This is a genomic window from Brevibacillus sp. NPDC058079 (genome assembly GCF_042885155.1).
Taxonomy (GTDB): domain Bacteria; phylum Bacillota; class Bacilli; order Brevibacillales; family Brevibacillaceae; genus Brevibacillus.
Genome location: NZ_JBHVSO010000004.1, coordinates 243,487 through 270,463 on the forward strand (window position 1 = coordinate 243,487; position 26,977 = coordinate 270,463).

The following is a 26,977-nucleotide window of genomic DNA, read 5'->3' on the forward strand; positions in this document are numbered from 1 at the left end:
TTTACAGCATTTTCACGACAGCATCCCGACCAATCATGCCAGCAGTAATCCCCTTCTCCTCCGCTGTCGTCGTCACAGACTCCAGCGGCGCATCCAGCAATTCCTGTATGGTCTTGACCCCAACCGCACGACCTGCAAGAATTTCCCTAGCTGCTAACCTCTCGTTTAAGAGCCCCACATCCAGTGCTCCACACATGATGTAGCCATGATCGGTCGTTACAGCCAATAGCGTCGTCTTGGGCAAACGAACGGTGACAGCAATTGCCGTCCCCTCGGGAAAGTGGATTGGCACTACCTCGACCATCAAGATTCCTCCTTTTTCTCTCCTGTCTGTTAGCGTTACCATCCTATGACGCTCAGAAGAAAAATGTGAGGTCTCCATAAGGTAGTTCAAAAAGTTATCCTTTGATCACGATGTAGTCCTGCAAGATTGTTCGACATCGAAAATGGTGCTGAAAAGCTAACTTTTTGAACTTGATCTTATTTTAATGCATGACGCTTGTCGGAAAGTGCTCATCCTCCATCGCGACTTTTCGTTTCATGACTTCAATCATATACGTCGCGAGCATGTGAAACAGCTCTTCCTCGTCCATTTCTTCGACCAAGTCAAGCAAATCATCCCGAGACTGCTCTGCGAGAATACCGACGACAACCGCTGTAATATCCTCTTCATCGCCATTAAAATGTCCTCTGTACAGCTCGTATACTTCATCAATGAAGCGCATCACTCGTCTCCTCCCGTTTTTCGATAGCATTCCCGAAAAACAGGTCTCTACGATTGGTTTTTTGACGTAGACGATATCTTTTCCCAACGTGGACGAAACGCATTTTGCAGCATCTGTTGGTCCTTTAATGTGTTGGCGAGCACTTCACGCAGCATCTCGGGCAAGAAAAACGTAACCTCACTGCCGAGCAGCAAATCGGGAAACATGCGATTGTACATAAACATGTCGATCGTCCCGACTCGATACAGACGCTCACGATCAAGTGGTTGCCCGTTGACTTCAATCTGGATAATTTGCGGTTGGTCATCTTCACTGTAGCGGATGTGCAATCCGTCCACACACATCCAGCCTTCTATTTTGCCGCGAAAACCGTACCCTCGCAGCTCTCGATGAACCATTTCCGGTTGAATGGCTTGCTCCAGAACAGTGGTGAGCTGCGCGCCTGTAATCGTAACCGCGCAGGCATTGATCGGATGGGGCATACTGTGTAACAAATCGGCAAAAGACAAGCTGCCCCGCGGCAAATCAGCAAGCAACAGCCCTCCATTGGCCATGCCAATCTCAGCACCCGTCCATTTGCGAATACTTGCTGCAATGAAGGAACCATAGGCTGTCTCCTCCGTCCAGCCGATGTGCATGTCTTGCTCTAGTTGAACAATCGGCTGAAACAAACGATTCTCTGCCCATACTTTTTCACTCTCGATGAACTGGCTCAATGATTCATCTGCCTGATACGGTTCCGTGTGAAAAAGCTCTGCGCGCACGTCTTTGATGCCATTATGAGTCCTATCCCAGACGAGCTCTACATGACCGACATACTCGCCAAATCGCCCCGCTTGTGTGATCAAGGTGCCTTCCAGGCGTTCTCCATGAGGCAGCGTCCGGTGAGAGTGTCCGCCCAAAATGATATCCAGCCCATCGACTTCCATTGCCAGCACACAATCTGTTTGATAGCCGAGATGCGAAAGCAAAATGACAACATCCACTGACGAGCGCAGCGCCGCAATCTGCTCACGCAAAATCGGGATCGGTTCCTTGATCTCCCATCCCATACTTTGATAGGAGGGGCCAAAGGGAATCGTCATTCCTAATATCGCCAGCCGCAGCTCGCCTACGGTATGAATGACGTATGGGACAGCCCAAGACGGGACAGAATTTGTTGTCGGTTCAAACAGATTGCCCGTAATGATCGTGAAGCGCGCATCTGTGTACAGTTCATTCAGCTTGTCTTTTGGGAGTGTGATGCCTTCGTTGTTTCCGATTGTCGCGTATTGAATCCCGCTTCTGTTCATGATCTCGACGTTTGTTTTCCCAAAACTCGCTTCTGATCGGATATCCATTCGATCCATATGGTCCCCAATATCGACCGTCAGCACATGCTCTCCCCTGCTCTCCCACTCTTCTCGGTGCATGCTCAGGCAGGTTGCAATTCGCGGCATCGTATCAAAATGGCTGTGCAAATCATTCGTGTGCAAAATATGTAAGGTACAGGTGTCAGCCACGACTTTCCCCTCCCTCTCGTCTCATTATCCAAAAATCGCTTCTCCGATCATTTGTATGGCAATTCCCAATATCAGAACACGCAAGAACAGCACGATGGTGCGACCCTTCATTTTACTGGCAATAATCGCTCCGACCTTTCCGCCTGCCCAAGCTCCTGGCGCGAGCATCGCTGCATACAGCCAATGTACGTTGTCGTGGAAGATATTCGTGATTGACCCAACCACCGCTGATAAAAAGATGACTAGCATGGACGTAGCCGTGGCAATGTGTGGCGGAAAGCGAAACAGAATCATCATGGCTGGAACCATCAGGATTCCGCCACCCACGCCAAATAGCGACGAGGTAATCCCTACAAAGAAGGCAATCGTAATTACGGACCATTTGCTATACCCGTACACATATTCATTTCCTTCGTTGTCGATGAAGTGGCGTTGGACTTCCCACTCGATGCTGCGTGGCTTGATTTTGTCTTTGACCATCAATACGACGAACATGCAGAGCTGAAACAAGCCAAACAGCAACGAAAATCCCTCTACTGCTAGTAATGTATTAAGATACACGCCCACAATAGCACCTGGTGCACTCCCGATAAAAAAGAGCAGGGCACTCTGCTTATCTACTTTGTTTTGCTTGAGATAAGAAAGAGAGGAAGAAAGGGCGGTTACCGCGATCACGATCAGCGAAGTCGCCGCTGCTACTTGCGGGTTCATCGATCCAGGCATGTACCAGTTCGCAAAATACAGCAGAGCGGGCACGAAAAAAATCCCACCACCCAGACCCGCGATACTGCCAATGACGCCAGCCACGACTCCGATGATGACAAACAAGATGGCAATTGCTATAAGCATGAACTCCCCTTCTTTCTTGCTACGTGGAGAACAGGTCCATCTGACGAGGATTCAGACCAGTAGGTGCAAGGCCAAGCATCTCCGAAAACTGCTTCGCATTTGCTGCTGCATCTCCTCCAGAGTTATTGTTGAACAAAATGCAGACTTCATCCGCTTCCCGTTCGAGCAGTCTGATGTGTTCAACCCACTCTGCAAGCTCTGTCTCACTGTATCGATATAAATAACGGACATCCCGCCAATTTTGTCCCTCTCCGGGATCTCTCCAGCCCGCTTTGTTTCGCCCATGAAAGCGGACCAACGCCAAGGATGGCTTCGTCACGGCAGGAACAATCGGGACCGAGCCTTTTCCGACTTGTGGTTCATCACATACGACATGTGTCGCTTCGATCTTGTGTAAGAAATCCAGCGTTCGCTCCGAATACCGTGATTCAAACCAGCTTTGATGGCGAAACTCCACCGCAAACGGATATGCCTGCATGGCTTGGCGACAAGCGGTGACATACTGGACATGCTCTCGGGTACAATCGAACCACGGCGGAAACTGAAACAGCAACGCTTTGAGCTTGTCAGCCTCCACGACCGGCTGAATACTCTCTTCGAACTGACGAAACAACTCCCGTCTGCTTCCCGAACCGTCCCCCCGTTGATGCCCTGTCATCCCTTGATGAGGCTTGACGATAAAACCAAATCGTTCGGGTGTATCCTTCACCCACGATTCGTAATTTCGCTGTGGTAAAATAGCGTAAAAAGAACTATCCACCTCTACAATTGGAAAGTGGCTGGCATATACGGACAGCTTGTCTCGATTGCGTACACCTTGTACGTACAATTCGTGCTGATCGCCCCAGCCGCAAACTCCCACTTGTATCGTAGTCATCGAATACTAACCTCCAAATCATGGCCGAATAGAGAAGAAGGATGGAAGCCGAATGAAAAATCATGCTTGGATGGGTGAACCCTTTGCGATTAAGGATAACAAAATATTCCTGACGAAAAAAGTAGCGAAACGCCTCCTGGCCGAAGCACAAGAGGCGTTTCCTTATGAGTATTCTGCTTTGCTCGCAGGTCGTGGAGCAACAATTACGGCCTATGTGCCGATGCCCGTCTCACCCGACAAGCACGTGTTCGCTTGGGATGGGCAAACGTTTCTTCAAGCCTTGCAGCACATCCGCAAGCACAATCTTCAATGGTTGGGTGTCTTGCATACACACCCTCATACGCCGCCAATCCCTTCTGGACACGACATAGTTGGCTGGCATTATCCCACGCTCAGCTATTGGATTGTGGGACTCGCATCCGCACAACCAGAATGGTGCGTCTATCAATGGGTACAGGATGGAAATAAAGGCTCATTTGAAGTACGCGACTACACACTGACAGAAGCGGCTTGTGACGATGAGGAAACCACTGGTTCTTCGGCTCCAAAAAACTCTTGATACAAAGCAATCACAGCACGCTCTGCCTCTTCGGCTTTTACCCCGAACATCATGCTTACTTCCGATGACCCCTGATTGATCATTTCTAAATTGATTTTCGCAGTAGCCAACGCAGCAGTGGCTCTCGCTGTTGTCCCCACAGACTGACGCATACCCTCCCCGACAATCATGACGAGTGCAAGACTATGCTGAACAGCGACATCATCAGCGAACAGCTCTTGGCGGATGCGTTCCACAATCCGCTGCTCCTTCTCTTCCGTGAGATCACGCTCTCGCAGAATGACAGAAATGTTATCAATTCCAGATGGAGTATGCTCGTACGAAAGCTCTTCCTCTTCCAGAATTTGCAGCAGCTTGCGGCCAAAACCAATTTCGCGATTCATCAAATACTTGCTGACGTAAATGCTGCAAAAGCCGCCGTCGCTTGCAATACCCGACACTCTGTTTGTAGCAGATCCTCTCTCGGCCACAATCATCGTACCAGGCGCAGACGGATTGTTCGTATTCTTGATGCATACGGGTATATCTGCTTGATACGCGGGAATCAACGCTTCCTCATGGAACACACTAAAACCGGAATAGGACAGCTCCCTCATTTCTCGGTACGTAATCTCTGTCACCTTTTTGGGATCGGCAATCAGATTCGGATTGACCACATACACAGAATCGACATCGGTAAAATTCTCGTAGACCTCTGCCTGAACCGCCGCAGCCAAAATCGATCCCGTAATATCCGAGCCACCGCGCGAAAAAGTAACCAGATCACCAGCACGCGAATAGCCGAAGAAACCAGGGAAAATGACAATTCCCTCCCGTTCTCGCAATGTCGCCAATTTGGCATACGCTTCAGGGAGGATATGAGCATTACTTGCTTCATCCGTAACCAGCATTCCTGCATCCTTTGGATTGATGTAGGTTGCCACCTCGCCCAAGCTCTGCAAATAACGAGCGACAACTTTGGCGCAAGTATCCTCTCCCGCAGCTTTGACCGCATCCATGTATCTTTCCTTGGACAAGCTCGCCTTGTTTACGAGAACCTCCCCGAGCTCCGCTTCAATCGCTTGACCAATCTCGGCAGAAAGCCCGAGACCTGCCACAATTTCCTGATAGCGCAAGAATATTGCTTGTTTCGCTTCTTCTATAGGCTCCCCAGCTAAAAATCGCTCAGCATATGTGATCAACAAATCAGTAACTTTCGTGTCTTCCTTGTGCCGTTTCCCAGGTGCCGATACAACAATGAATCGTCTGTCCCGATCCGCCAAAACAATTTGGCATACTTTTTTTATTTGCTCGGCATTCGCCAGTGATGTTCCCCCAAATTTTGCTACCTTCATGATCGATTCCTCCATCTAACTCTCACGTCTTCTGCTTTTACTAGCTTAATTTATCCGCACAAAAAGAACAAGTGTCTTTTCCGCAGGGACACACAGGAATAATCATCAAGATTTGTCGCATAGTAACGGGGAGTACATCATCATGTACAGCTACCTAGCAGGAAAGTCTCTGGTAACGAGGTGAACGAATGAAAAAGCACATCCTCTTTTTCCCACTTTTGCTTGCTGTCATTCTTGCTCCTTCTTTCAGCGAGACAGCCAATGCCATCCGGGAAAAAAATCGTGAGTATTACGAAACAAGAGGAGATATCGTTTGGGAAGTGCCGACAGAGAGCAAGGTGATTGCCCTTACCTTTGACGATGGTCCTGATCAGGTATACACTCCTCAGATCGCAGCGCTGCTGAAGCAATATCAAGCGAAATCTACCTTTTTTGTCGTAGGCAATCGTGTGAGCCAGTACCCGGGAATCGTCAAATCTCTCGTGAATGATCAACATGAGATTGCCAATCACACTTTCAGTCATCCAGATATTCGAAAGCTGTCAGGGAATCGACTGTTAGAAGAGGTCCAAAAAACGCAGGAGACGATTTATTCGGCAACAGGGATTCGTCCCACCCTCTTTCGTCCTCCGGGAGGATATTATGACGAGAAAGTCGTCGATACAGCGAAGCAAGCCGGTTTTCTCGTGGTCATGTGGTCGTGGCATCAAGACACACGTGATTGGAGCGATCCCGGTGTAAAAAAAATCGTCAACAAGGTTTTGAACAACGCTCGTAATGGAGACATCGTGCTATTTCACGATTACGGAGGCAATCGCAGACAGACTGTACAAGCTCTCGAGCAAATATTGCCTGAACTGAAAAATAGAGGGTATAAATTCGTAACGGTTAGCGAATTGTTGAGAGGATATGGACGTGCGAAGCAGGTAGACTATCCTTGATTTTCTTCCCATGAAAAAGTGCCCCTCGTATAAAGGGGCACTTCTCCTCTGATCGATTTGATTATTTGTTTTCGTTTTCCAAAATAGAATCCGTCTCTACCTGAACTTTTACGGGTACAGGCTGTTGCTGTGTAGGTACGACGGTACCACCCTTTTGCATAAAGTCCGAGATCATCTTATTCATATCCAAACCGGACACGTCTTTCAACATCTCAGGCAGCTGGGCCATCAGCTTCGTAACATTCCCGCTCAGACGGTTAACGCCATCTCCCTGACCGCCTCCTGCATCCACGATCGTTACCTTGTCGATTGCCTTCATTGGCTCGGCAACTTTCTCAGCCAGCTCAGGGAGCATTTTCGCAATAATATCGAGCACAGCCGCATGACCGAATTTTTCAAATGCTTCAGCCAGCTTCTCTTTCCCTTCTGCCTCGGCTTCGAGCTTGAGGCGTGTGACTTCTGCCTCAGCGCTACCACGAGCTTTTTCGGCTTCGGCAATCGCCAAACCTTCCAGACGCTTCTGCTCGGCATTTGCTTTTGCTTCCGCTTCAATGCGGTACTTGATCGCGTCTGCTTCTCTCAGCTTCTTCGCTTTTTCTGCTTCTGCCGCCTGTTCCACAGAGTAGCGGTCGGCGTCGGCCTTTTTCTTCACTTCCGCATCATATTGCTTTTCGCGGCGAAGAATTTCTTTTTCCTCCAGCTCGATTTCCTTCTGCTTGCGGACAAGATCGACCTTCATCTCTTCTTCTGTAACCTGCTGCTTGGCGACAGCTTCTTGCAGTTTGTAGGCTTGGTCTGCGCTCGCCTTCGCTTTGTCCTGCTCTTGCTTAAACGCCGCTACCTTCAGTTCTTTTTCCTTTTCTGCTTCGGCAATATTCGTTTCCTTCAGCAGCTCTGCCTTGCGTGCCTCTTCCTCTGCCTGCGCCTGCTTGATCCGCGCTTCTTTGTCCGCATCAGCCTGCGAGATAGTCGCATCGCGCTTCACTGCAGCGATTTGCGGGATTCCAAGGGCAGCTAGATAGCCGTTTTTGTCCCGGACATCCTTGATCGTGAAGCTGACAACGGACAACCCCATTTTCTTCAAATCCTTTGTCGCTACCGCTTGCACCTCTTGTGCGAATCGCTCACGGTTCTTGTAAATTTCCTCTACCGTCATACTGCCGAGGATTGCCCGCAAATAGCCTTCGAGTACTTCCTGTGCTTCTCCGCGCAGTGCCTCGTCACTCTTGCCCATAAATTGCTCGGATGCGGTCGCGATATCTTCAATTGAACCGCCTACCTTGATGATCGCTACGCCATCTGCCATGACAGGAACACCCTGCTCGGTATATACCTCAGGAGTCGATACGTCCAACTTGTGAGACAGAAGACTCAGAAAGTTTGCTTGTTGAAAAATAGGGAGGATAAATGCGCCGCCTCCGCGGACGATCTTCATTTTGCGTCCAGATTCGTCACTGAGTACGTTTTTCGAGCCAAGATAGCTACCCGTTACGATCATGGCTTCATCTGCACCTACTGTTTTGTAACGGGCCCAAAAGGCAATGCCCAAAACGAGAAAGACTGCGACAACAATACCTACTATCGTCAAAATGCCGGGATCTAACATCATTTCTCATCTCCTTCGCCAGATTCAGTGTAAAAGGGGATCACATACAAGACATGGTCACGCACCTCGACCACGACGACACGGGTTCCTTGCGGGATAATCCCTCCCTCAAGACTCGCCGCCATATGGTAAGTGGTTCCACTAATCATTGGCAGCAGCACTTCTCCCAGTCCTTCTGCAGGGATCGTCGTCCCGACTTCCCCAAGCTTTCCTCCTAGTTGACTCATGGAATAGCTCGTGGAATTTTCCGCATGGCTCATCGGCTTTACCCACAGGAAGTACGAGACAAGAGCCAAAGCGATGCCAATAACAGCAGCTAGCATCAACACGACAAGCGCACCAAGCGAAGTGTAACGAGATAGCAAATACCCCGCTCCGCCAAAGGCAGTCATGCCGCTGACCAACAAAATGGGCTGTGCAAAAGGCAGATGCAGATGTCCCAGCCAATCCGAGAGCGTATCGCCAAACAACAGCGAGATGACCGTGTAGATTAGACCAAGTACAAGGCAGACCATGTAGACGGTTTCAAGTACGCCCACGACTGTCCCCCCTTTCTAAAATTGCCTCTATAGTGCATACGAGTGAGATGGGAATTAGTTTCATAAATAAGGAAATAATCCCTTTTCTTATCGCTTTTTCTGCTGAAGGACTCTTTGGATGCGGCGAATTCCTTCCTCGATATTCGCCGGGCACTCCCACGAATAGGTCAGTCGCAGCCAGCCCGCTTCCGCTCCATAGACTCTGCCAGGAGTAAATACGACACCTTCCCTAATCGCATCATCCAGCAATTCCTTTTCGTCCCTGGGAGCAAGCAACCGACACCAAATATGATAGCTGCCACCCGGCTCATTCCATACGGCGTAATCGGAGAGATGATTGTGCATAGCGCGTACCATCGTTTGTTGCTGCTCCAATAAGTAACGAGACATTCGCTCCTGCTGATTGTTCCAGCTCTCTCGTTCAACAAATTGCCGGGCGAATTGCTGGGAGACGCTGCTCGTTCCAAAGTCCATCTGCTGCTTGGCATCGGCTAGTCTTTCTACGACTGATCTTGGTCCTACCAGCCAGCCAATCCGCAAGCCTGGCGCAATCGTTTTCGAAAGGCTCCCGACATACAGAACAGCACCTGTCTTGTCGATGGCTTTGATCGGCTTGGGAGGTCTAGGGCTTCCCGCCAGTGTCAATGCACCGTAAGTGTCGTCCTCCACAAGTGGCAAGCGTAGCTCCTGACAAATATCGAGCAACTGGGCTCGTCGTGCCTCGCTTAAAATCGTCCCGGTTGGATTATGATAGGTCGGGTTCGCGAAAACCATGCGAATGCGATGCTCCCGCTGCAAAGCGTAGACAGCCTCGGGTACAATACCATCCTCATCCAACGGCAAGCGAAATAAGCGCAGGCCAGCTGAACTGAATAAGGGAAGAGAATACGAATAAGAGGGTCCCTCCATTGCGATTGCATCTCCAGGATTCAAGAGACATAGTGTAATGAGATGCAGTGCCTGCTGCGCTCCTGACGTCACCAAAATTTCGTCTGGAGAAGCGTGAATGCCGTAGTTTTCGTGCAAATGCACAGCTAGTGCCTCACGCAGACGTGGCTCCCCCTTTGGATGCGCGTAACCCAGCTCAAGCTTGATCTCGTTCTCTTCCCCCGGCGTCGTTGGGATCAATGACGGGATCATCGTCGTTGCCAATTCTGCCTTTGCCAGATTAATGATCGAGGAATCGAAGCACGCATCCTGAATTCGTTTCGCGAGTGGATAGGCTGGCAAGAAGGCACCGCCATTCGTGTAGGTATACCAGTTTGGCATCTGTTTGACACCCCACAGATCACGACTGACCCACGTACCGCTCCCTTGCCACGATTGTAAAATACCTTTTGCGCGCAATTCTTCATACGCTGCCGATACGGTCCCACGATTGACGCCAAAGCGCCGTGCCAACACTCTTTCCGGCGGCAGAGATGTACCTGGGGGCAGCACTCCTAGCACAATTTGTCTTTCCAGCTCTTTGGCGATTTGCATATAGATCGGAACTCCCGCGTCTTTGTCCCGCTTCCATTCCATCCTGATCCGTCCTCCATACTTGCTGTTTTCCTCACTTTCGACAAATTGGCTTACTGTTCCTGCTACCAATTGGCTCTACCTTTCATGATCGTTCGCCTCTAAGATGGAACAACAGAAACTTTTCGTCGATAAAGGATGGGATTCGGATGAGCGCACAGCTACCTATCGAGAAGCAGAACGTACAAAAAAAGCAGTCATTCACTCTCGAGCAGCTACATACAGAGAAAATGGGCTTGCTGTATGGCTTCATCGGGGTGCTTAGCTTCAGCTTGACCTTGCCTGTAACGAAGGTGGTTGTTACCGTGCTCTCTCCCCTCTCGGCAGGGTTGGGACGAGCGTTGATCGCAGCAGTACTGGCTGCTTTGGTGCTCCTAATCAAACGCGTACCGTTTCCTACCTGGCACGAGACCAAGAAACTGTTGCTCGTATCTGCTGGCGTAGTAGCGGGCTTCCCGTTTTTCTCGTCGTGGGCCATTGAGAGAGTTCCTGCTACCCACGGCGCAGTCATCATTGCACTATTGCCATTGGCTACAGCAGGCGCAGCGATATTTTTTTCAGGAGAGCGCCCCACCCGTAAGTATTGGATTTCTAGTGCGATCGCTTGTGTAACGATTATCGCCTACGCGATCAGTTCTGGCTTTGGTGCCCTCCAATGGGCGGATCTCGCCTTGCTCGGAGCGGTCATCAGTGCGGCGATCGGATACGCAGTTGGCGGTGAGCTCTCCAAGACGATGGGTGGTTGGCAGGTCATCAGTTGGTCATTGATCTTTGCCTTTCCTTTTCTCGTCGTTCCGCTGGCGGGTCCTCTGCTCACTGAATTAAAACAAGCCACTTGGCCTGTCTGGATCGGTTTTGGCTATATTAGCGTAATCAGTATGTTTCTCGGTTTTTTCGCCTGGTATCACGGCCTAGCTATCGGCGGCGTCTCCAAGGTCAGTCAAATTCAATACCTTCAACCCTTTTTATCGATCATCGCCGCTTGGCTGCTCCTGTCCGAGCCATTGACACTTGGTGCTGTTCTCTCAGCTGTCATTGTCGTGTTGGCTGTCGCAAAAGGAAGAACAGCTTCCGTTCAGCAAAAAGCGTAAGTAAAAAACACCGCTCCTCTTCACTAGGAAAAGGGCGGTGTCTCTTTTTTTATTCTGCTTGGCTCAGCATATTTCCCAAGTACATCGGTTGATAAGTGGGATCGGATAAGACTTGCTTGACTTGATCCGGGCGTGTTTTGTGGTCGTTCGGCAGTTGTTTCCACTCTTCTAGCGTGACCCAGCCAGCCCATTCGATTTCTTCATCGACGATACCACCTGGCGTAGGAGTTGTTTCTTCACCGACGAGCTTCGCCAGAACTCCCACTCCGACTGTATGCTTGCCGTTTCCTTCCTGATCGATCCGATCGTCTATCCAGATCAATCGCTCCATTTCCACGAGGAGTCCGGTCTCTTCCATCACTTCTCTTCTCGCCGCATCTGGAATCGCTTCTAAATATTCTACGATTCCCCCTGGCAGGTTGTAAAAGATGCCTCGTTGTGTCTGCTCACGGATGAGGAGGACTTTCCCTTCGTGTTCCACTACTACGGTGACTCTCAAGCGAATCGCTGACATTTCGCTCGCTCCCTTCTCAGATGGCAGGCGTACGCGTAACATTCAGGGAATCGACACCGGAGTGCGCTAACCATTCCTGTAATGCCATAAGTCCATATTGTTCCAAAAACTTTGCTTCAGAATCCGCGATTGCATGAAGCATCATGAACCTGATTACGTCCTTGCCGTTTGTATAATATTCAAGTCCAGCCTCTTCATAATAGGCTGGGGTCAGTACCATATGATTCAAAACCGATTTTTCCACGATTGTATCCCCGAGCGAAAAGATACTCCCAGACTCCATACGAGTAGTTTGACTCTCCCATTGACGAATTACCTGGGCCGCTACTCTTGCCAAATGCGTAATCATTCTCTGCTCAAACTGATAGGAATAGACGAGGTACTCCGTTGCCACCATCTTGTGCAACTCAAGCGTGGCATACGTCCACCATCCTCGCTTGCGCGTAGCCGGATAGACGGCAATCAGGATATCCGCATACTCGGATTGATACAGCTCGCCTTGACTCCCAAAAAAGCGGTGGCAATGATCCATTAATTGCTTTACCACTATCATATGTGCAACCCCGCTCCAAAAAGTATGAAAACCTCTACGGCTGCCTGCTCATAGGAGAGCAATTGCATCTTTGTGAAATGGTTGTGCTCGCCCGAAAAAAGCATGCCAGGATTCGTAGGCATACTTCGTTGATGTTGGACAGCGTTATCTTGTATATACGAACATTTTATCATTGTGTGGAGCGAATGTACATGTTTCAACACGCACAAAAAAGCCCATACGATTCGATTATTGTTACCTTTTTCCATCCCCTCTCTGTAATTTCTGTTTGATTTACCATTGTGCTTCTACCTGAAGATGAATATGATACTGGAGCGCCGGAGGTGTTCTATACGATCCTATCGTATCCGCTTGTACTACTTGCCTCAGCGATGGGCAGCAGTTGGTACTACTATCACAAGTTGAAATTCAAAACGAGTTACGCACTCAACGCCATTCCGTTACTTTGGGTCATTCCGATGGCGGTATTTATGATCTTATTATGGGAATTTAGTTTGTCCTCGTAAAAACAGCCCTCCGGCGAATTATTGCCAGAGGGCTGATGCGTTTCTCCTAAAAAAGCAGGAGCACAAAAAAATACGTGTCTGAACGAATCAGACACGTATTTTCACGTTACAAAAACGATTATCCGATAGAGCCTTCCATCTCGAACTTAATGAGACGATTCATCTCAACCGCATACTCCATCGGCAATTCTTTTGTGAATGGCTCGATGAAGCCCATTACGATCATTTCAGTTGCTTCTGCTTCAGACAGACCACGGCTCATCAGGTAGAAGAGTTGATCCTCAGATACCTTGGATACAGTCGCTTCGTGCTCAAGCGTGATGCTGTCGTTCATGATCTCGTTGTACGGGATCGTGTCGGACGTGGACAGTTTATCCAGAATCAGCGTATCGCACTTGATGTTGGACTTGGAGCCTTCCGACTTGCGTCCAAACTGCGACAGACCACGGTAGGTTACTTTTCCGCCATCACGGGAAATCGACTTAGAAATGATCGTCGATGTGCAATCTGGCGCCAGGTGAATCATTTTCGCACCTGCGTCTTGGTGTTGTCCTTTTCCTGCTACTGCAATGGAAAGAACGGTACCTTTCGCGCGAGGTCCTTTCATGATAACAGCTGGGTATTTCATCGTCAGCTTGGAACCGATGTTACCATCGATCCATTCCATGTTCGCATCCGCGTATGCAACCGCACGTTTAGTAACGAGGTTGTATACGTTGTTGGACCAGTTTTGGATCGTGGTGTAACGGCAACGAGCGCGTTCTTTTACAATGATTTCTACGACAGCGGAGTGCAAGGAATCCGTGCTGTAGATTGGAGCTGTACAGCCCTCTACATAGTGAACGAAGGAATCTTCATCGGCGATGATCAGCGTACGCTCGAATTGACCCATGTTCTCCGAGTTAATACGGAAGTAGGCTTGCAGTGGAGTTTCTACTTTTACGCCTTTTGGTACGTAAATGAAGGAACCACCGGACCATACTGCCGAGTTCAATGCAGAAAACTTGTTGTCTGCTGGAGGAATCACTGTCGCGAAGTATTCCTTCACTATTTCTGGGTGCAGTTTTACTGCGGAATCCATGTCGCAGAAGAGAACGCCCAGTTTTTCCAGGTCTTCCTGCATGTTGTGGTATACAACCTCAGATTCATACTGAGCAGATACACCTGCGAGGAACTTTTGCTCTGCTTCTGGAATACCCAGCTTGTCAAAGGTTGCCTTGATTTCTTCTGGCACCTCATCCCAGCTACGGCCTTGCTTTTCAGAAGGCTTTACGTAGTAGGTGATGCTGTCAAAATCGAGGTCATCCAGATCGCCGCCCCATTTTGGCATCGGCATGCTGTTGAAGATGTCCAGCGATTTCAAGCGGAATTCCAGCATCCATGCTGGCTCATCCTTGATCTTCGAAATTTCTTCGACGATCTCGCGTGTCAAACCCTTTTTGGTACGGAATACTGAAACGTCTTTATCGTGGAAACCGTACTGATACTCCTGTATTTCTGGGCCTTTAACAGCCATCGTTGCTCACTCCTTCGTGTTCATGTCCCTTACCCATCATTATTCTTGCTCCGCCTGTTTGACACCTTGCTCCAATGCTTTCCAAGCCAATGTCGCGCACTTGATTCGCGCTGGGAACTTGGCTACGCCAGACAAGGCTTCGATATCACCAAGATCAATCGAGTCATCGATTTCTTTGCCTTGCATCATATCGGAGAATTTTTGCGACAGCTCCAGTGCTTCTGCTACTGGCTTGCCTTTGACAGCATCTGTCATCATGGATGCAGACGACATGCTGATCGAACAGCCTTCGCCAAGGAACTTCGCGTCCACCACTTTGCCGTCCTCCACTTTCAAGGAGAGCGAGATGCTGTCGCCACAGGTCGGGTTATTCAAATTCACAATGAGTCCGTCGGATTCTTCCAGCTTGCCGCGGTTGCGCGGTTTCTGGTAGTGATCCATAATGACGCGGCGGTATAAATCATCAAGAGAAGACATTGCCGAAATACTCCTTCGTCTTCTTCAAGCCCGCGATCAGCACATCTACTTCTTCTTCTGTGTTGTACAGGTAGAAGCTTGCCCGAGCGGTAGCCGTCACATTCAGCCAACGCATCAGCGGTTGTGCGCAGTGATGACCGGCACGAACTGCGATTCCGTAACTGTCCAGCACCGTCGCCAGGTCATGCGGATGTACTGTATCCAGGTTGAATGTAATTAAACAGCTGCGGTCCTGCTGTGGGCCGTAAATCTTCAATCCTTCGATCTCGCGCATTTGTTCCATCGCGTATTTGACGAGATGTTTTTCATGGCGCTCGATATTGTCCATTCCGATCTCTTCCAAAAAGTCAATCGCTGCTCCCAATCCGATAGCTCCTGCGATGATCGGAGTTCCTCCTTCAAATTTCCAAGGAAGCTCCTTCCACGTGGAATCGTACATATCCACATAATCGATCATTTCTCCGCCGAACTCCATCGGCTCCACACGCTCCAGCACCTCACGCTTGCCGTACAGAACACCTATACCTGTCGGGCCTGCCATTTTGTGCGCTGAAAACGTATAAAAATCGCAATCCAAATCCTGGACGTCGATTTTCTTGTGTGGAGCACCCTGCGCTCCATCAACAAACAAAAGTGCGCCATGCTGATGAGCGATTTGGGCAATTTCCTTGATTGGGGTAGTATCCCCCAATACGTTGGAAACATGGTGAATCGCAACGAGTTTGGTATTGTCCGTAATTGTTTCCTTGACCGCTTCCAGAGTAACGGTACCGTCCTCTGCCAGCGGAATGAACTTGAAAGTCGCTCCGGTCGCCTTGGCTGCCTGCTGCCATGGAATGAAATTGGCGTGATGCTCCACCAAAGTGGTCACGATTTCATCTCCAGGCCCCAGGTACTTGCGAGCATAGCCATAAGCTACCGTATTACAAGCAGATGTCGTACCACGTGTAAAGACGATTTCTGCGGCTTCACGGGCGTTGATGAAGGCGCGAACTTTTTCACGCGCGCCCTCGTACCCATCTGTCGCTATGTTACCCAAGGTGTGCACGCCACGGTGCACATTGGAGTTATACTCCCTGTAGTATTTATCCATCGCCTCGATAACCTGAATCGGCTTTTGAGAGGTTGCACCATTATCCAAATAAACGAGCGGATGTCCGTTTACTTCTTGGTGTAGGATGGGAAAATATTTCCGAAGCTCCTTGGCGTTCATTAGCCTAACTTCCTTTCAAGCGCCTGACGGAGTCTGTTTTTCACTTCTTCTACTGGAATCTCAGCGACAACTGGCTCCAGGAAGCCGAGAATGATCAGACGTTCTGCGCCTTGACGGGAAATACCACGAGACATCAAGTAGAAGATAGACTCTTCACTAAAACGTCCTACCGAAGCTGCGTGACCCGCTTTAACGTCATCCTCGTCGATCAACAGGATCGGGTTGGCATCACCGCGAGATTTATCGCTCAGCATCAGGATGTTTTCCGCCTGTACGCCGTTTGCCTTTTCAGCGCCTTTTTCGATTTTCGTGATACCGTTTAGGATACTCACTGCTTCATCCGTCATAACAGCCTTGCTCACCATGTCAGACTCCGTGTGCGTGCCGATATGTTGAACTTGGGAAGTGAGGTTTTGACGTTGGGAACCAGTACCTACAGAAATGGATTTGGTCTCTGCGATCGAAGCAGTTCCCTTGAGGATGGTGGTGTTGTTGGCAACGGTATTGCCATCGTTCATCTCACCCAAAATCCATTCCATTTTTCCATCGCGATCAACGGTTGCACGACGGAAGCTGTAGTCGTGAACGTCTACAGACAGCGAACGTACAGAAGCTACTTGCACAGATGCGCCCGCGCCTACATATACTTCAACAACGCTGTTCGCAACCATGCTTTTGCCTTCGCCAGATACATATGTATCCACGTAGGTTACTTTGCTGTTCGCTTCTGCCACGATCAAAACATGTGGAGCCAACAGAGCATTGTCGCCTGCGATTTCATACACAGCTTGCAGGGGAACATCTACTTCCACGTTTTTCGGAACGTAGAGGAATACGCCACCATTTACTACTGCAGTATGCAGCGCAGTCAGCTTGTGCTCATCAAGTGCGATAACGTTCAGCAAATATTTTTGCACGAGATCGCCATGTGATTGCAGAGCATCAGCAAAAGTCGTGAAAATCACGCCTTGTGCCTTCAACTCATCGGATACTGCTTGAAAAACGGTAGAAGCATTTTTTTGTACCAACAGGTTTTTCACGCTGTCGACATCGATTTGTGCTTTTACCAAATCACTGAGTTCATTCGCCGCTGCCACCTTCGCAGTGGTTTGGAACGGATCGAAATCAACGGTATTCCATTTATCAATCTTCGTTTTCTCCAAGGCAGGGAGCGCCAGCTCTCCCGCCGCCTTCAGTCCAGCGAGGCGCTTTTCCAGGAACCAGGCAGGCTCCTGATTAGCTTTGGAGTACTGGGTGATCGCCTCGGAATCGAAGCGTAGCTGTACATCCACACTCATTTCACTGCTGCCTCCTTCATCCTACACGTTGGCGTTTACGGTTTCGTCCTCGATGCCGAGTTCTTCCTTGATCCAGTCGTAGCCTTCTGCCTCCAGGCGTTCAGCCAGCTCAGGACCACCGGACTTCACGATACGACCTTGCATCATGACGTGTACGAAGTCAGGCTTTACATAGTTCAGCAAACGCTGGTAGTGCGTAATAATCAAGAATCCGCGGTCTGCGGAGCGCATTTCGTTTACACCAGCTGCAACGATTTTCAATGCGTCGATGTCCAAACCGGAGTCGATTTCATCCAAAATACAGATAGCTGGCTCCAAGAGCATCATTTGCAAAATCTCGTTACGCTTTTTCTCACCACCGGAGAAACCTTCGTTCAGGTAACGGTGGGAGAAAGACTCATCCATTTCCAGCGTGTTCATCTTTTTGTCCATCTCACGGATGAATTTCATCAGGGAGATTTCGTTTCCTTCGCCACGGCGCGCGTTGATCGCAGAACGCAGGAAGTCAGAGTTGGTTACACCGCTGATTTCGGACGGGTATTGCATCGCCAGGAACAGACCTGCACGTGCGCGCTCGTCTACTGCCATTTCCAACAAGTCTTCGTCATTGATCAGCACTTCGCCATCGGTTACCTCATATTTTGGGTGACCCATCAATGTGGATGCCAATGTCGATTTACCGGTACCATTTGGTCCCATGATCGCGTGCACTTCGCCGCCCTTGATCTCCAAATTCAGGCCTTTGAGGATCTCTTTGTCCTCGATCTTGGCGCGAAGGTTTTTTATTTGCAAATGCGGTACTGCTGTCATCTGAATTCCCTCCATACACGTCAAAAGTGAGTTGGTAAATTCTCAATCCATTCTCAATAACTATCTTATAATAAGAATAATTATAAATCAAGGAATGAAACATATCTGTATTTTTTATATCATTATATTTAGAAAGTCCGTTTTTGCGCATGAATCCTTCCTAAATATTGTTGCCTCCGCAGCATTTTTCCCTTTGGAACTTTGGGACATACGTTTTCCGCCTAAACTTTAGGTACTTTTTGTAAAAAACACCACTAGATACCTAGAAAGGGATGGAGCATTTTGGAAAAGAGTAACAAGAAACTCGCAATTGGACTCGCTATGGTCTACTACTCGTAGGTGGCACCACAGTCTTCGCAAAAACGGGCACAGAGAAAATAACTGCTCGTTTCTCCAACATTAAATTGATAGTCAATGACCAGGTCGTCAAAACGAAAGCAGAACCATTCATATATAATGGAAACGTTTATGCACCTGTAGCGACTGTTGCCAATGCACTCGGCATTAAGCAGGAATGGGACAATAAAACTTGCTGTCCGTTTTTCAGGCACTGGCGGGAGCACCGGTGGCAGTAGCATTCCAGAAGCAATTGTCCAGCAGGCAAAAGACACCTTGCCTCTTCCTTGTGACCCTCCCGATGTAAAAGGCAGCTTGTACTATTGCTCACCAGTGAAAGAGGTCGTTTCCAAAGGTTATGTCAATCTGACAGGAATGAGTAATCAGGAGTTTCTCGTTATGTATCCTATCACACTATTGAAGGGCTCCCTTGGGAAGCTTACCTGACTCTTTTCCGTCAGTCAAATGGAAAAGGTGTCCCAATCAATACCTCGAAAGTATTCGATGGCAGCAAGTAACGGATGAGCTAAAAACCGACGGTCACAGGCTGACGGTTTTTTCTGTTTTCACGAAGAAAAAACGGATAGACCTAATCGTCTACCCGTTTCTTTCCTGTTCGATTACTTTACTTTAGGACCCGCATTCGCAATATCTGCTGCATTCGGGAATTTCTTCTCGAAGTTCTCAATGAAGCGTGCAGCCAGATCAGCCGCTTGCTTGTCATAATCTTCCTTGTTTACCCATGTATTGCGTGGTTGCAGAACTTCAGCAGGAACATTCGGGCAAGAAGTCGGTACTTGTACCCCGAAAATCTCGTCAGATGCATAGTCTACTTTTTCCAGCTCACCGTTCAATGCTGCTGTTACCATCGCACGTGTGTAGGACAGCTTCATACGTTGCCCAACACCTACCGGGCCACCAGTCCAACCAGTGTTCACCAGGTATACTTGAACCTTGCGCTCGTCAATCTTCTTACCGAGCATTTCTGCATATACTACTGGATGCAGCGGCAAGAATGGAGATCCGAAGCAAGTAGAAAACTCTGTTTGCGGAGCGGTTACGCCACGCTCTGTACCTGCCATTTTGCTGGTGTAGCCAGACAGGAAGTGATACATGGCTTGCTCTTTATTCAGTTTGGAAATTGGAGGCAATACACCGAATGAATCGGCTGTCAAAAAGACGATGACATTTGGTTGCACGCCTACGCCTGGAATCACAGCACCCGGAATTGCTTCCACTGGGTACGCAGCGCGTGTATTCTCTGTATACTTGGTGCTATCGTAGTCTGCTACACGAGTCGCTTCGTTTACGTCTACATTTTCAAGTACGGTACCAAACTGGATTGCTTTCCAGATTTGCGGTTCGCCTTCTTCAGACAGCTTGACGCATTTTGCATAGCAGCCGCCTTCGATATTGAACACGCCATTGTCAGACCAGCCGTGCTCATCGTCACCGATCAAGAAACGGTCCGGGTCAGCAGACAGCGTTGTTTTTCCTGTACCGGACAATCCGAAGAACAGGGCAACGTCTCCGTCTTTACCTACGTTCGCAGAGCAGTGCATCGGGAGTACGTTGCGCTCTGGAAGCAGCATGTTCATTACGCTGAAGATCGACTTTTTCATTTCGCCAGCATACTCAGTGCCACCGATCAACACTGTTTTTTGCTCAAAGCTCAATACGATGAAAGTCTCGGAGTTCGTGCCGTGTACCGCAGGATTGGCCTTGAAATTAGGCGCATAGATAACCGTGAATTCTGATTCGTGCGCAGCCAGTTCTTCTTCGGACGGACGGATGAACAACTGACGTGCAAACAGGTTATGCCAAGCGAATTCGTTCACTACGCGGATCGGCAGACGATAGGTTGTATCTGCACCCGCAAAGCCATCGAAGACAAACAGTTCATCTTTTGATTGTAAGTATTGGAGCACGTCTTGTTGAAGTGCTTGGAATTTTTCAGTGCTGATTGGTTGGTTAACCGGACCCCAGTTGATTTTATCGTGTACGGAAGCTTCGTCCACCACAAATTTGTCCTTTGGCGAACGGCCGGTAAACTTCCCTGTTAGCGCATTGAGCGCCCCCTTATCGGTCAAAATCCCTTCGCCACGCTTCACTGCCATCTCAACAAGATTAGCTACAGGCAAGTTATGATACACTTTTGTAGCTCCAAGAATGTCAGTAAGCTTTTGAACCGTATTGGTTTCCATGTGTGAACGATCTCCTTCCCAAAATGTGTACCATTTATTGTGACTTTCTAATTGTCGCTCGATTTGTAATTAGTATATCACATTTAGCTAAATAAGCTACATAATTTTATAATCTCTTATGGAGAATGTGTGAATAACCCTCCTCATGCGTATTATTCCCCAACAGCAGTATTTTGTCCACAAACCAATCAGTCTATCGACTAGTCGGGAAGTACACAGAGACATTTTCCTCACAAAAAGAGCAACACCAAGAGTTTACTCTCTTAGTGTTGCTCTCACAAGGCATAAAGATTTACGTATTTTCAAACGTTTTTACGACTGTTTGACACAAAATCGCCACACCTTTTTCCAATGCAGAGCGTTCAAAATGCATCAGCGGATGATGCAGCCCTGGTACCAAATCACATCCAAGAGCCAGCATCGTCGCCTTGATATGAGGGCGCTCCACCGTATAGTAATGGAAATCCTCCGCTCCCGGACTGACAGGCGCCGCTCTCAAATTCTCTTGACCGAGCACATCTACGATCGCCTGCTCCATAAATGCCTTCGCTTGATCATCGACCTCTGCCGCTACCATGCGCGACCCGGCCTCTACCTCTATACGTGCCTGAAATGACATCGCGACTCCGTCAATCATTTGACGAACACGATTCACCAGGTCATCCATCGCCTGATTCGTCTGTGCTCGCAGATCGAGGGCAAAACGCGCCTTGTCCGGAATAATGTTGTAGCTCTCTCCCCCGGCTTGCAGCATGGTCATTTTGACGGTGGCCGGTACCATTGGATTGATATGTACTTGACCGAGACCTGAAATAATCGCCCCCGCTACTTCAATCGCATTGATCCCGAGATGCGGTCTCGCTCCGTGCGCAGCGACTCCTGTTATTTCCCCGTAGAGAAACATGGCTGCTCCGTTGTAAATAGCGGGTCCCGCCGTTCCATGTGCCATCTCCTGAATCGGTCTTAAGTGAACACCGTACAAATAATCGATGTCATCGACGACACCCTTCTCCACCAGCTTCAACGCTCCCGTTCCTTTTTCTTCTGCTGGTTGGAACAAGATTTTTAACGTTCCCGGCGGTTGATATCCAGCGGCGACCAATGCTTCTACCGTTTCCACAATCAATGTCATATGGGCGTCATGACCACAGGAATGATTCGCGCGCCATTCACCGTTGACTTCTTGCCAGAGTGCATCGATATCTGTGCGCAAGCCAACAACTGGCTTCCCTTCGCCCCATTCCGCTACTAAACCTGTACAATCGTCAAAGGTCGTAACACGCAGTCCCAAGGCACGCATGCGCTCCGCCAAATAACGAGTTGTTTCTACTTCCTTCCAGCTAATCTCCGGATTCTCATGCAGATGACGGAATGTTTCGGCAATAGAATCTTTACGTGCGGCAACCGTCTGTTGCAACGACATAACAGTAGACATCAAAGCGCCTCCTCCAAAACCGTTTCTTCCTATTATATCACACTGCCCAATAGACAGTTCACCGACAGGTCAGTCGCAAAATGGCATCGAGCTTCAATTGGTCGCGCAATGGCCCTGCTATTTGCACCTTTTCTTTGGCTAGAACATAGACGAGCTCATCGCCGCCAAACAGCATGTGCATTTGTTTCTCCGCTCCCTTGATGATCAGATCGGCAGGCTGCTCTTTTGTCCATACATCCCAGGATGCAACGCCTTTTGCTATCGTCAATTGCCACTGTGAAGGTGAATCATCCACTACAATTCCGATCCTGCGCTCCCATCCTGCTGTTATGAATCGCAAGTGTGCTTTTCCTTGTAATCGCTCGCCCAGTTCAAAAAGCAGTCTGCCCATTCCGATCATCTACACGCCACCCCTCTCTTCCCATTTGGGTTCGTGGCCTGTCAGGTCGAATCCTTTGGCGAGGAATGAGAGTCACTGTCGGCTGTTGTCAGGGGAGCCATCTTTTTCTCGACATTGTTAGAAAGGTCTTTAGAGAAGATTTTTGAGTCAACATAGTGGAGGAGAAGAAAAAGCACAGTTCTCTTCGACTCTGACACGCCCGCAAGGGGGATTCACTGGTCGTCTCCACTTAAAAAAGGGGACCGTCGAGCCAAAGCCACCCTACGGGCGGAAGTTTCTCAAGGAAGAAGTGTTCGACAAGCGTGGTCCCCTTTTTGAAGTTCCGACTGGGGAGACATTGTCAAGGTCTGCGAGCCCTGTGCTTTTTCTTCTCACCAGCTTTGCTGGTTCATCGGTACCTTTTAAAACGTAATGAAGATCATCTACAACCTTTATTCCGCACGACAATAGTGAGATGGCAAAAAACAAAAAAGCATCCGCTTTACGCAGATGCTTTTCGCAAACACTACTCATCGAACTCGTCTTTATCGAGTCGCACCTCAAGGTGGTGACCATCGGGTGTCTCAAAATACAAATTATAGCTAGTAGGCTGTGTAATTGGGCCACGATAGCAAATATTCTCTGCCTCCAGCTTATCGACCAGATAGTCCAGCTCAGCTCGGCTTTGCACAGAGAAGGCGAGATGATCGACCTGCCCTACGCCGCCTTTCCCAGCTTCCCCGCCATGAGGATGAAGACCGATCCGTGTGTATGTGCCAATTTGAAAGTAGACAGGTGCTCCTTCCGTCATATTCTCTTCCGGGATAGGGACTTCCAAAATGTCCTTAAAAAAACGAGCTACCTTCACAACATCGCTACAATTCAATGCGATGTGGTGAACGGCTTTCAAATGAAACATTCACACTGCCTCCCACGTCAACTCAGGTCATGCGCTCTTGTGCGACATTAGCTTTTCTTTTATTGTACTGCTTCAATCGCTCGCTTAACCGTCTTAAACGAATCATCAATGCTTCCCGCCAATCGTCATCCTGTAACTCCTTGGCGACCCCGAGCAGATCAAGTGAAATATCGATCTGCTGCTTTAATACTTCGGCGAAGCTGGCCGCTTCATCCGTCATGGTACAATTCTCAAACAACTCGGATGTATTGTCAACACTCACAAAGTCAGCAAAATCCACTTCTGGAGCCTGATCTCCCTGAGCATATTCTACTAAAATTTCGTATTCTCCCTCAATACCGGGATGAACCTCAATTCTGTCACATACAGGACAAAACATGATCGGGACATTGTGTACAACCGTTTTATAATGACGGACTGAGCCTACGGAACCTACCATTCCAGCACCACAACAAAAACTCATATAGTCTCCCTCCCTATTCGCCAAATGAAACGTCCATGTCCGTTTTTTGGTCGAAACTTTGTCTGTATCCGCATTGTAGCCTATATGCCCACTAACACTCCACCCGCAAATGCTACCAATAAATGAATCGAAGTAAGATTTGGTTTATCCATTTTACTCGATTTGCTTAGATTCCTGCAACATTTTCTGACTAGTGTGAATATTTCCCTTCATTTGCCTAAATCCATCATACAAGATAGTCTTAATCTATCCGATAATAAGGAATAATAATCATTTTAGCAAAAATTCAAAAGGAGAGCGGTTCCATGTTTCGTTTCAAAAGTCTTCGTGCTCGAACCCTGACCATTACCCTTCCCGTCATTATCTTGACTCTTTTGCTCGTCGTGGGCATCGGTTTCTGGTTCTCTGTCGACCAACTGGATCGGGAAATTGAGGACAAAATGAATTATCAACTAGATATGGTCGGCAGTAATGTGGAAAAGCAACTGGAATCCCATAGCAAGGTAACGCTGAGTATGGCTCGCTTTATTGAATTGGGTCCTGTTACAAATTCGCTAGAGCAGTTAAATTCCCTGCTGTCCAAAACTGTTCTCATTAATGATACGACGGTTGGAATGGGAATTTTCATGGAACCTTACGCTTTTGACCCGAACAAGAAACTCGTTGCTACTTACGGGGCAAAGACCGACGGCAAGGTGAACATTACAGATGAGTACAGCAGCGACTCCTATAACTATCCAAATCAAGACTGGTACAAAGTCGGTATCTCGACCAAGAAGGAAACGGATTATTCCGAGCCGTACTTTGACGAGGTTTCCAAGGTCTCCATGGTGACGGTAGTCGCTCCTTTTTACACGCCGGATAAAAAGCTTCTGGGTGTAGCCACAGACGATATTACACTCACTGACGTGGAAAAGCTCGTCTCCAGTACAAAAGTAGGCGAAACAGGTTGGGCCTTTTTGGTGGATCAAAAAGGGAGATACCTCGCTCATCCTCAATCAGACAAGCTGATGAATCATTCCGTTCAATCTGACGAAAATGCTTCCTTGGCAGCAATAGGTCCTTCTCTTCTAGAAGAGAAATCAGGAATGAAGACGTTTAATGATGACAACGGCATCAATCGTGTTTATTTTCAAGAGTTGGGAGATACAAACTGGACAATCGCTCTCGTGATGCCAGAAAAAGAAATTGCCGATCCGCTCTATGAATTGTTCTTTGAGCTTTGTATGGTGAGTCTGATCGGTCTGCTGATCATGGTTGCTGTCATTTATTACTTCAGCAAATACGTAACCAAACAAATCGAGCGCGCCAACCAGCTGTCCCATGCCCTCTCCAATGGCGATTTTACCGCTTCTATGGATATTCAGACAGCAGATGAGATGGGGGTTATGGCAAATCGCTTCAACTCCATGACGTCAACCTTGCGCGAAACGCTGGGTCAAGTCAGCTTCAACGCTCAACAGGTTGCTGCTACGTCTGAGCAATTGATGGCAAGTGCGGAACAGACGAGCAAAGCAACCGAGCAGATTGCTCAATCCGTTCAAGAAATTGCCTACGGTACTGAGCAGCAAGTGGATGCGACCGTTCAAGGCTATGAGGTCATCAACGAGATTGCTGTACACATCGAAGCGATGGAAAAAGGCATTGAGGATGTAAATCACTCTACACAAGAAGCAAACCGCCAAGCCACAGATGGCAATCAGATGGCAGCCAAAACGGTCGAGCACATGGATGTGATCCATAGCCAGATGACCAAGACTTCTACCATTGTCAATACACTAGGCGAACGCTCCCAAGAGATTGGAGAAATGATCTCACTCATCACGACGATCGCCAATCAAACCAACCTGCTCGCTCTGAACGCCGCTATCGAAGCAGCTCGCGCCGGAGAACAAGGACGAGGCTTTGCCGTTGTAGCGGACGAGGTGCGCAAGCTGGCAGAACAGTCCAGCTCTGCCGCCGAGCAGGTCAGTCACATTGTCACCGTGATTCAGCAGGACACAGGCTCAGCGATTGCGGCAATGAATCATGGCTCTTCTATTTTGGGAGAAGGCATGACTCTCGTTCGCTCAACAGGAAATGCATTTGAGCAAATTACTGGCTCCACGTCGGGGTTGCTCGTCCGCATGAATGAAGTGACTACAGAAATGAGCAAGATCAGTCAGCAAATGCAGACGATTGTATCCGCCATTACGCATATTACACAAATCGCAGAACAATCAGCCGGCAACTCTCAAACGGTTGCGGCAGCAGCGGAAGAACAAACCGCTTCGATGGAGGAAATCTCTTCGGCTGCAACGATGCTGGCGAAAATGGCAGAAGAGCTTAATGATGCAGTACGAACATTCAAGTTGGAGTAGTTCGTCCATAAATAAAGAAAAGCCGGAGCATAAAAGCCCCGGCTTTTTTTGTTTCCTATTCTTTTACCATCGCTTCGTATTTGTCTGCATCCATCAGCTTGTCCAGCTCAGCTGTATCAGACAATTCGACGACGATCATCCATGCTTGCTCGTATGGCGAAGAGTTAACCAGTTCAGGAGCGTCTTCCAGTTCGCCATTTACTTCTACTACTTTACCAGTTACAGGAGCGTACAGTTCAGAAACGGTTTTTACCGATTCCACGCTGCCAAACGGCTCATCCTGTTGGATTGTCGCGCCTACCTCAGGCAACTCGACAAACACGATGTCACCCAGCTCTGATTGAGCAAAAGAAGTGATTCCGATGTACGCCTTGTTTCCTTCTACTCGCACCCACTCATGCTCTTCACTGTAACGTAGATTTTTCGGGAATTCCATCGTTTACATATCCT

Annotated in this window: 27 protein-coding genes and 1 pseudogene; 6 read left to right on the top strand and 22 right to left on the bottom strand. The window is 48.6% G+C overall.

What is annotated here, in order from left to right; translation table 11 throughout:
- Position 1 precedes the first annotated feature (1 nt).
- The 5 genes from ACFVS2_RS14375 to ACFVS2_RS14395 all read right to left on the bottom strand — a co-directional run bounded on the left by ACFVS2_RS14375 (position 2) and on the right by ACFVS2_RS14395 (position 3,953).
- Positions 2-304, bottom strand: coding sequence for a YunC family protein (locus tag ACFVS2_RS14375; protein ID WP_007715663.1), 303 nt, complete (start codon positions 302-304; stop codon positions 2-4).
- Positions 305-485: 181 nt separating this feature from the next.
- Complete coding sequence (locus ACFVS2_RS14380; protein WP_007715645.1) at positions 486-725, bottom strand: DUF6154 family protein; 240 nt, start codon at positions 723-725, stop codon at positions 486-488.
- A 47-nt stretch (positions 726-772) separates the two neighbouring features.
- Positions 773-2,227, bottom strand: coding sequence for a bifunctional metallophosphatase/5'-nucleotidase (locus ACFVS2_RS14385; RefSeq protein ID WP_173616528.1), 1,455 nt, complete (start codon positions 2,225-2,227; stop codon positions 773-775).
- Between the two features lie 24 nt (positions 2,228-2,251).
- Entirely contained in the window at positions 2,252-3,076 is an 825-nt protein-coding gene (locus ACFVS2_RS14390) for a sulfite exporter TauE/SafE family protein (RefSeq protein ID WP_390234922.1), read from the bottom strand.
- 19 nt (positions 3,077-3,095) lie between these two features.
- A complete protein-coding gene (locus tag ACFVS2_RS14395; protein WP_390234924.1) occupies positions 3,096-3,953 on the bottom strand; it encodes a DUF72 domain-containing protein in 858 nt (285 codons plus the stop codon).
- 52 nt (positions 3,954-4,005) lie between these two features.
- On the opposite strand from ACFVS2_RS14395, the gene ACFVS2_RS14400 reads away from it, so the two are divergent.
- A complete protein-coding gene (locus tag ACFVS2_RS14400) occupies positions 4,006-4,512 on the top strand; it encodes a M67 family metallopeptidase (protein ID WP_390234927.1) in 507 nt (168 codons plus the stop codon).
- Here the strand turns inward: ACFVS2_RS14400 and ACFVS2_RS14405 are convergent.
- Positions 4,443-5,846: an aspartate kinase gene (locus tag ACFVS2_RS14405; RefSeq protein WP_390234929.1), complete on the bottom strand. Its 1,404-nt coding sequence runs from the start codon at positions 5,844-5,846 to the stop codon at positions 4,443-4,445. The two genes, ACFVS2_RS14400 and ACFVS2_RS14405, sit on opposite strands and share 70 nt — an antisense overlap.
- Before the next feature lie 188 nt (positions 5,847-6,034).
- Here ACFVS2_RS14405 and ACFVS2_RS14410 point away from each other — a divergent pair, with 188 nt between their 5' ends.
- Positions 6,035-6,787, top strand: coding sequence for a polysaccharide deacetylase family protein (locus ACFVS2_RS14410; protein ID WP_390234931.1), 753 nt, complete (start codon positions 6,035-6,037; stop codon positions 6,785-6,787).
- A 61-nt stretch (positions 6,788-6,848) separates the two neighbouring features.
- On the opposite strand, the gene ACFVS2_RS14415 is transcribed toward ACFVS2_RS14410, so the two are convergent.
- From ACFVS2_RS14415 to ACFVS2_RS14425, 3 genes are all read right to left on the bottom strand, one after another.
- Positions 6,849-8,393, bottom strand: coding sequence for a flotillin lipid rafts scaffold protein FloT (locus ACFVS2_RS14415; RefSeq protein ID WP_390235476.1), 1,545 nt, complete (start codon positions 8,391-8,393; stop codon positions 6,849-6,851).
- Positions 8,393-8,932, bottom strand: a complete 540-nt coding sequence (locus tag ACFVS2_RS14420) for an NfeD family membrane protein (protein ID WP_173616534.1) — start codon at positions 8,930-8,932, stop codon at positions 8,393-8,395. Before ACFVS2_RS14420 ends, ACFVS2_RS14415 begins: the two co-directional genes overlap by 1 nt.
- An 87-nt stretch (positions 8,933-9,019) precedes the next feature.
- Entirely contained in the window at positions 9,020-10,456 is a 1,437-nt protein-coding gene (locus tag ACFVS2_RS14425; RefSeq protein ID WP_390234934.1) for an aminotransferase-like domain-containing protein, read from the bottom strand.
- A 146-nt stretch (positions 10,457-10,602) separates the two neighbouring features.
- Between ACFVS2_RS14425 and ACFVS2_RS14430 the strand changes: the two genes are divergently transcribed.
- On the top strand, positions 10,603-11,544 hold the full coding sequence (locus ACFVS2_RS14430; RefSeq protein WP_390234937.1) for a DMT family transporter: 942 nt from the start codon (positions 10,603-10,605) through the stop codon (positions 11,542-11,544).
- Positions 11,545-11,593: 49 nt separating this feature from the next.
- Here ACFVS2_RS14430 and ACFVS2_RS14435 read toward each other — a convergent pair whose 3' ends face one another.
- A complete protein-coding gene (locus ACFVS2_RS14435; RefSeq protein ID WP_228088463.1) occupies positions 11,594-12,058 on the bottom strand; it encodes an NUDIX domain-containing protein in 465 nt (154 codons plus the stop codon).
- A 16-nt stretch (positions 12,059-12,074) separates the two neighbouring features.
- A complete protein-coding gene (locus tag ACFVS2_RS14440; protein WP_173616538.1) occupies positions 12,075-12,611 on the bottom strand; it encodes a suppressor of fused domain protein in 537 nt (178 codons plus the stop codon).
- A gap of 323 nt (positions 12,612-12,934) precedes the next feature.
- Here ACFVS2_RS14440 and ACFVS2_RS14445 point away from each other — a divergent pair, with 323 nt between their 5' ends.
- Complete coding sequence (locus tag ACFVS2_RS14445; protein ID WP_390234941.1) at positions 12,935-13,117, top strand: hypothetical protein; 183 nt, start codon at positions 12,935-12,937, stop codon at positions 13,115-13,117.
- Positions 13,118-13,235: 118 nt separating this feature from the next.
- On the opposite strand, the gene sufB is transcribed toward ACFVS2_RS14445, so the two are convergent.
- From sufB to sufC, 5 genes are read right to left on the bottom strand one after another with little or no spacing between them, the layout of a single operon-like run.
- Positions 13,236-14,633, bottom strand: coding sequence for a Fe-S cluster assembly protein SufB (gene sufB / locus ACFVS2_RS14450; RefSeq protein ID WP_017251432.1), 1,398 nt, complete (start codon positions 14,631-14,633; stop codon positions 13,236-13,238).
- Between the two features lie 39 nt (positions 14,634-14,672).
- A complete protein-coding gene (gene sufU, locus ACFVS2_RS14455) occupies positions 14,673-15,110 on the bottom strand; it encodes a Fe-S cluster assembly sulfur transfer protein SufU (RefSeq protein WP_007726380.1) in 438 nt (145 codons plus the stop codon).
- Entirely contained in the window at positions 15,097-16,323 is a 1,227-nt protein-coding gene (locus tag ACFVS2_RS14460; RefSeq protein ID WP_390234945.1) for a cysteine desulfurase, read from the bottom strand. The genes sufU and ACFVS2_RS14460 overlap by 14 nt, the downstream gene beginning before the upstream one ends.
- Positions 16,323-17,621 (bottom strand): Fe-S cluster assembly protein SufD, encoded by a 1,299-nt coding sequence (sufD, locus tag ACFVS2_RS14465; RefSeq protein ID WP_390234948.1) that lies wholly within the window; start codon positions 17,619-17,621, stop codon positions 16,323-16,325. Before sufD ends, ACFVS2_RS14460 begins: the two co-directional genes overlap by 1 nt.
- 21 nt (positions 17,622-17,642) lie before the next feature.
- Positions 17,643-18,431 carry a Fe-S cluster assembly ATPase SufC gene (gene sufC, locus ACFVS2_RS14470; RefSeq protein ID WP_017251436.1) on the bottom strand — a complete coding sequence of 263 codons (789 nt, stop codon included), beginning with the start codon at positions 18,429-18,431 and terminating at the stop codon, positions 17,643-17,645.
- Between the two features lie 356 nt (positions 18,432-18,787).
- Between sufC and ACFVS2_RS14475 the strand changes: the two are divergent.
- A pseudogene (locus tag ACFVS2_RS14475) lies at positions 18,788-19,006 on the top strand (stalk domain-containing protein); the annotation flags it as partial.
- Between the two features lie 381 nt (positions 19,007-19,387).
- On the opposite strand, the gene pckA reads toward ACFVS2_RS14475, so the two are convergent.
- The 5 genes from pckA to ACFVS2_RS14500 form a co-directional block, all read right to left on the bottom strand.
- Positions 19,388-20,971, bottom strand: a complete 1,584-nt coding sequence (gene pckA, locus ACFVS2_RS14480) for a phosphoenolpyruvate carboxykinase (ATP) (protein WP_390234951.1) — start codon at positions 20,969-20,971, stop codon at positions 19,388-19,390.
- A gap of 292 nt (positions 20,972-21,263) precedes the next feature.
- A complete protein-coding gene (locus ACFVS2_RS14485; protein WP_173616593.1) occupies positions 21,264-22,406 on the bottom strand; it encodes a M20 peptidase aminoacylase family protein in 1,143 nt (380 codons plus the stop codon).
- A 58-nt stretch (positions 22,407-22,464) separates the two neighbouring features.
- A complete protein-coding gene (locus ACFVS2_RS14490) occupies positions 22,465-22,806 on the bottom strand; it encodes an SCP-2 sterol transfer family protein (protein ID WP_390234954.1) in 342 nt (113 codons plus the stop codon).
- Between the two features lie 505 nt (positions 22,807-23,311).
- Positions 23,312-23,704, bottom strand: coding sequence for a VOC family protein (locus ACFVS2_RS14495; protein WP_007726371.1), 393 nt, complete (start codon positions 23,702-23,704; stop codon positions 23,312-23,314).
- A gap of 22 nt (positions 23,705-23,726) precedes the next feature.
- On the bottom strand, positions 23,727-24,167 hold the full coding sequence (locus tag ACFVS2_RS14500; protein WP_173616594.1) for a hypothetical protein: 441 nt from the start codon (positions 24,165-24,167) through the stop codon (positions 23,727-23,729).
- Positions 24,168-24,472: 305 nt separating this feature from the next.
- Between ACFVS2_RS14500 and ACFVS2_RS14505 the strand changes: the two genes are divergently transcribed.
- Positions 24,473-26,527: a methyl-accepting chemotaxis protein gene (locus tag ACFVS2_RS14505; protein ID WP_390234958.1), complete on the top strand. Its 2,055-nt coding sequence runs from the start codon at positions 24,473-24,475 to the stop codon at positions 26,525-26,527.
- A gap of 55 nt (positions 26,528-26,582) precedes the next feature.
- On the opposite strand, the gene gcvH is transcribed toward ACFVS2_RS14505, so the two are convergent.
- Positions 26,583-26,963, bottom strand: a complete 381-nt coding sequence (gene gcvH, locus ACFVS2_RS14510) for a glycine cleavage system protein GcvH (RefSeq protein WP_047073101.1) — start codon at positions 26,961-26,963, stop codon at positions 26,583-26,585.
- Between the last annotated feature and the right edge of the window lie 14 nt (positions 26,964-26,977).

Coding starts and splice junctions, on each gene's coding strand:
- ACFVS2_RS14375 (WP_007715663.1), bottom strand. CDS start 304: ATGGTCGAGGTAGTGCCAATCCACTTTCCCGAGGGGACGGCAATTGCT.
- ACFVS2_RS14380 (WP_007715645.1), bottom strand. CDS start 725: ATGCGCTTCATTGATGAAGTATACGAGCTGTACAGAGGACATTTTAAT.
- ACFVS2_RS14390 (WP_390234922.1), bottom strand. CDS start 3,076: ATGCTTATAGCAATTGCCATCTTGTTTGTCATCATCGGAGTCGTGGCT.
- ACFVS2_RS14395 (WP_390234924.1), bottom strand. CDS start 3,953: ATGACTACGATACAAGTGGGAGTTTGCGGCTGGGGCGATCAGCACGAA.
- ACFVS2_RS14400 (WP_390234927.1), top strand. CDS start 4,006: ATGAAAAATCATGCTTGGATGGGTGAACCCTTTGCGATTAAGGATAAC.
- ACFVS2_RS14405 (WP_390234929.1), bottom strand. CDS start 5,846: ATGAAGGTAGCAAAATTTGGGGGAACATCACTGGCGAATGCCGAGCAA.
- ACFVS2_RS14410 (WP_390234931.1), top strand. CDS start 6,035: ATGAAAAAGCACATCCTCTTTTTCCCACTTTTGCTTGCTGTCATTCTT.
- ACFVS2_RS14415 (WP_390235476.1), bottom strand. CDS start 8,393: ATGTTAGATCCCGGCATTTTGACGATAGTAGGTATTGTTGTCGCAGTC.
- ACFVS2_RS14425 (WP_390234934.1), bottom strand. CDS start 10,456: ATGGAATGGAAGCGGGACAAAGACGCGGGAGTTCCGATCTATATGCAA.
- ACFVS2_RS14430 (WP_390234937.1), top strand. CDS start 10,603: ATGAGCGCACAGCTACCTATCGAGAAGCAGAACGTACAAAAAAAGCAG.
- ACFVS2_RS14435 (WP_228088463.1), bottom strand. CDS start 12,058: ATGTCAGCGATTCGCTTGAGAGTCACCGTAGTAGTGGAACACGAAGGG.
- ACFVS2_RS14440 (WP_173616538.1), bottom strand. CDS start 12,611: ATGATAGTGGTAAAGCAATTAATGGATCATTGCCACCGCTTTTTTGGG.
- sufB (WP_017251432.1), bottom strand. CDS start 14,633: ATGGCTGTTAAAGGCCCAGAAATACAGGAGTATCAGTACGGTTTCCAC.
- sufU (WP_007726380.1), bottom strand. CDS start 15,110: ATGTCTTCTCTTGATGATTTATACCGCCGCGTCATTATGGATCACTAC.
- ACFVS2_RS14460 (WP_390234945.1), bottom strand. CDS start 16,323: ATGAACGCCAAGGAGCTTCGGAAATATTTTCCCATCCTACACCAAGAA.
- sufD (WP_390234948.1), bottom strand. CDS start 17,621: ATGAGTGTGGATGTACAGCTACGCTTCGATTCCGAGGCGATCACCCAG.
- sufC (WP_017251436.1), bottom strand. CDS start 18,431: ATGACAGCAGTACCGCATTTGCAAATAAAAAACCTTCGCGCCAAGATC.
- pckA (WP_390234951.1), bottom strand. CDS start 20,971: ATGGAAACCAATACGGTTCAAAAGCTTACTGACATTCTTGGAGCTACA.
- ACFVS2_RS14485 (WP_173616593.1), bottom strand. CDS start 22,406: ATGTCTACTGTTATGTCGTTGCAACAGACGGTTGCCGCACGTAAAGAT.
- ACFVS2_RS14490 (WP_390234954.1), bottom strand. CDS start 22,806: ATGATCGGAATGGGCAGACTGCTTTTTGAACTGGGCGAGCGATTACAA.
- ACFVS2_RS14495 (WP_007726371.1), bottom strand. CDS start 23,704: ATGTTTCATTTGAAAGCCGTTCACCACATCGCATTGAATTGTAGCGAT.
- ACFVS2_RS14500 (WP_173616594.1), bottom strand. CDS start 24,167: ATGAGTTTTTGTTGTGGTGCTGGAATGGTAGGTTCCGTAGGCTCAGTC.
- ACFVS2_RS14505 (WP_390234958.1), top strand. CDS start 24,473: ATGTTTCGTTTCAAAAGTCTTCGTGCTCGAACCCTGACCATTACCCTT.
- gcvH (WP_047073101.1), bottom strand. CDS start 26,963: ATGGAATTCCCGAAAAATCTACGTTACAGTGAAGAGCATGAGTGGGTG.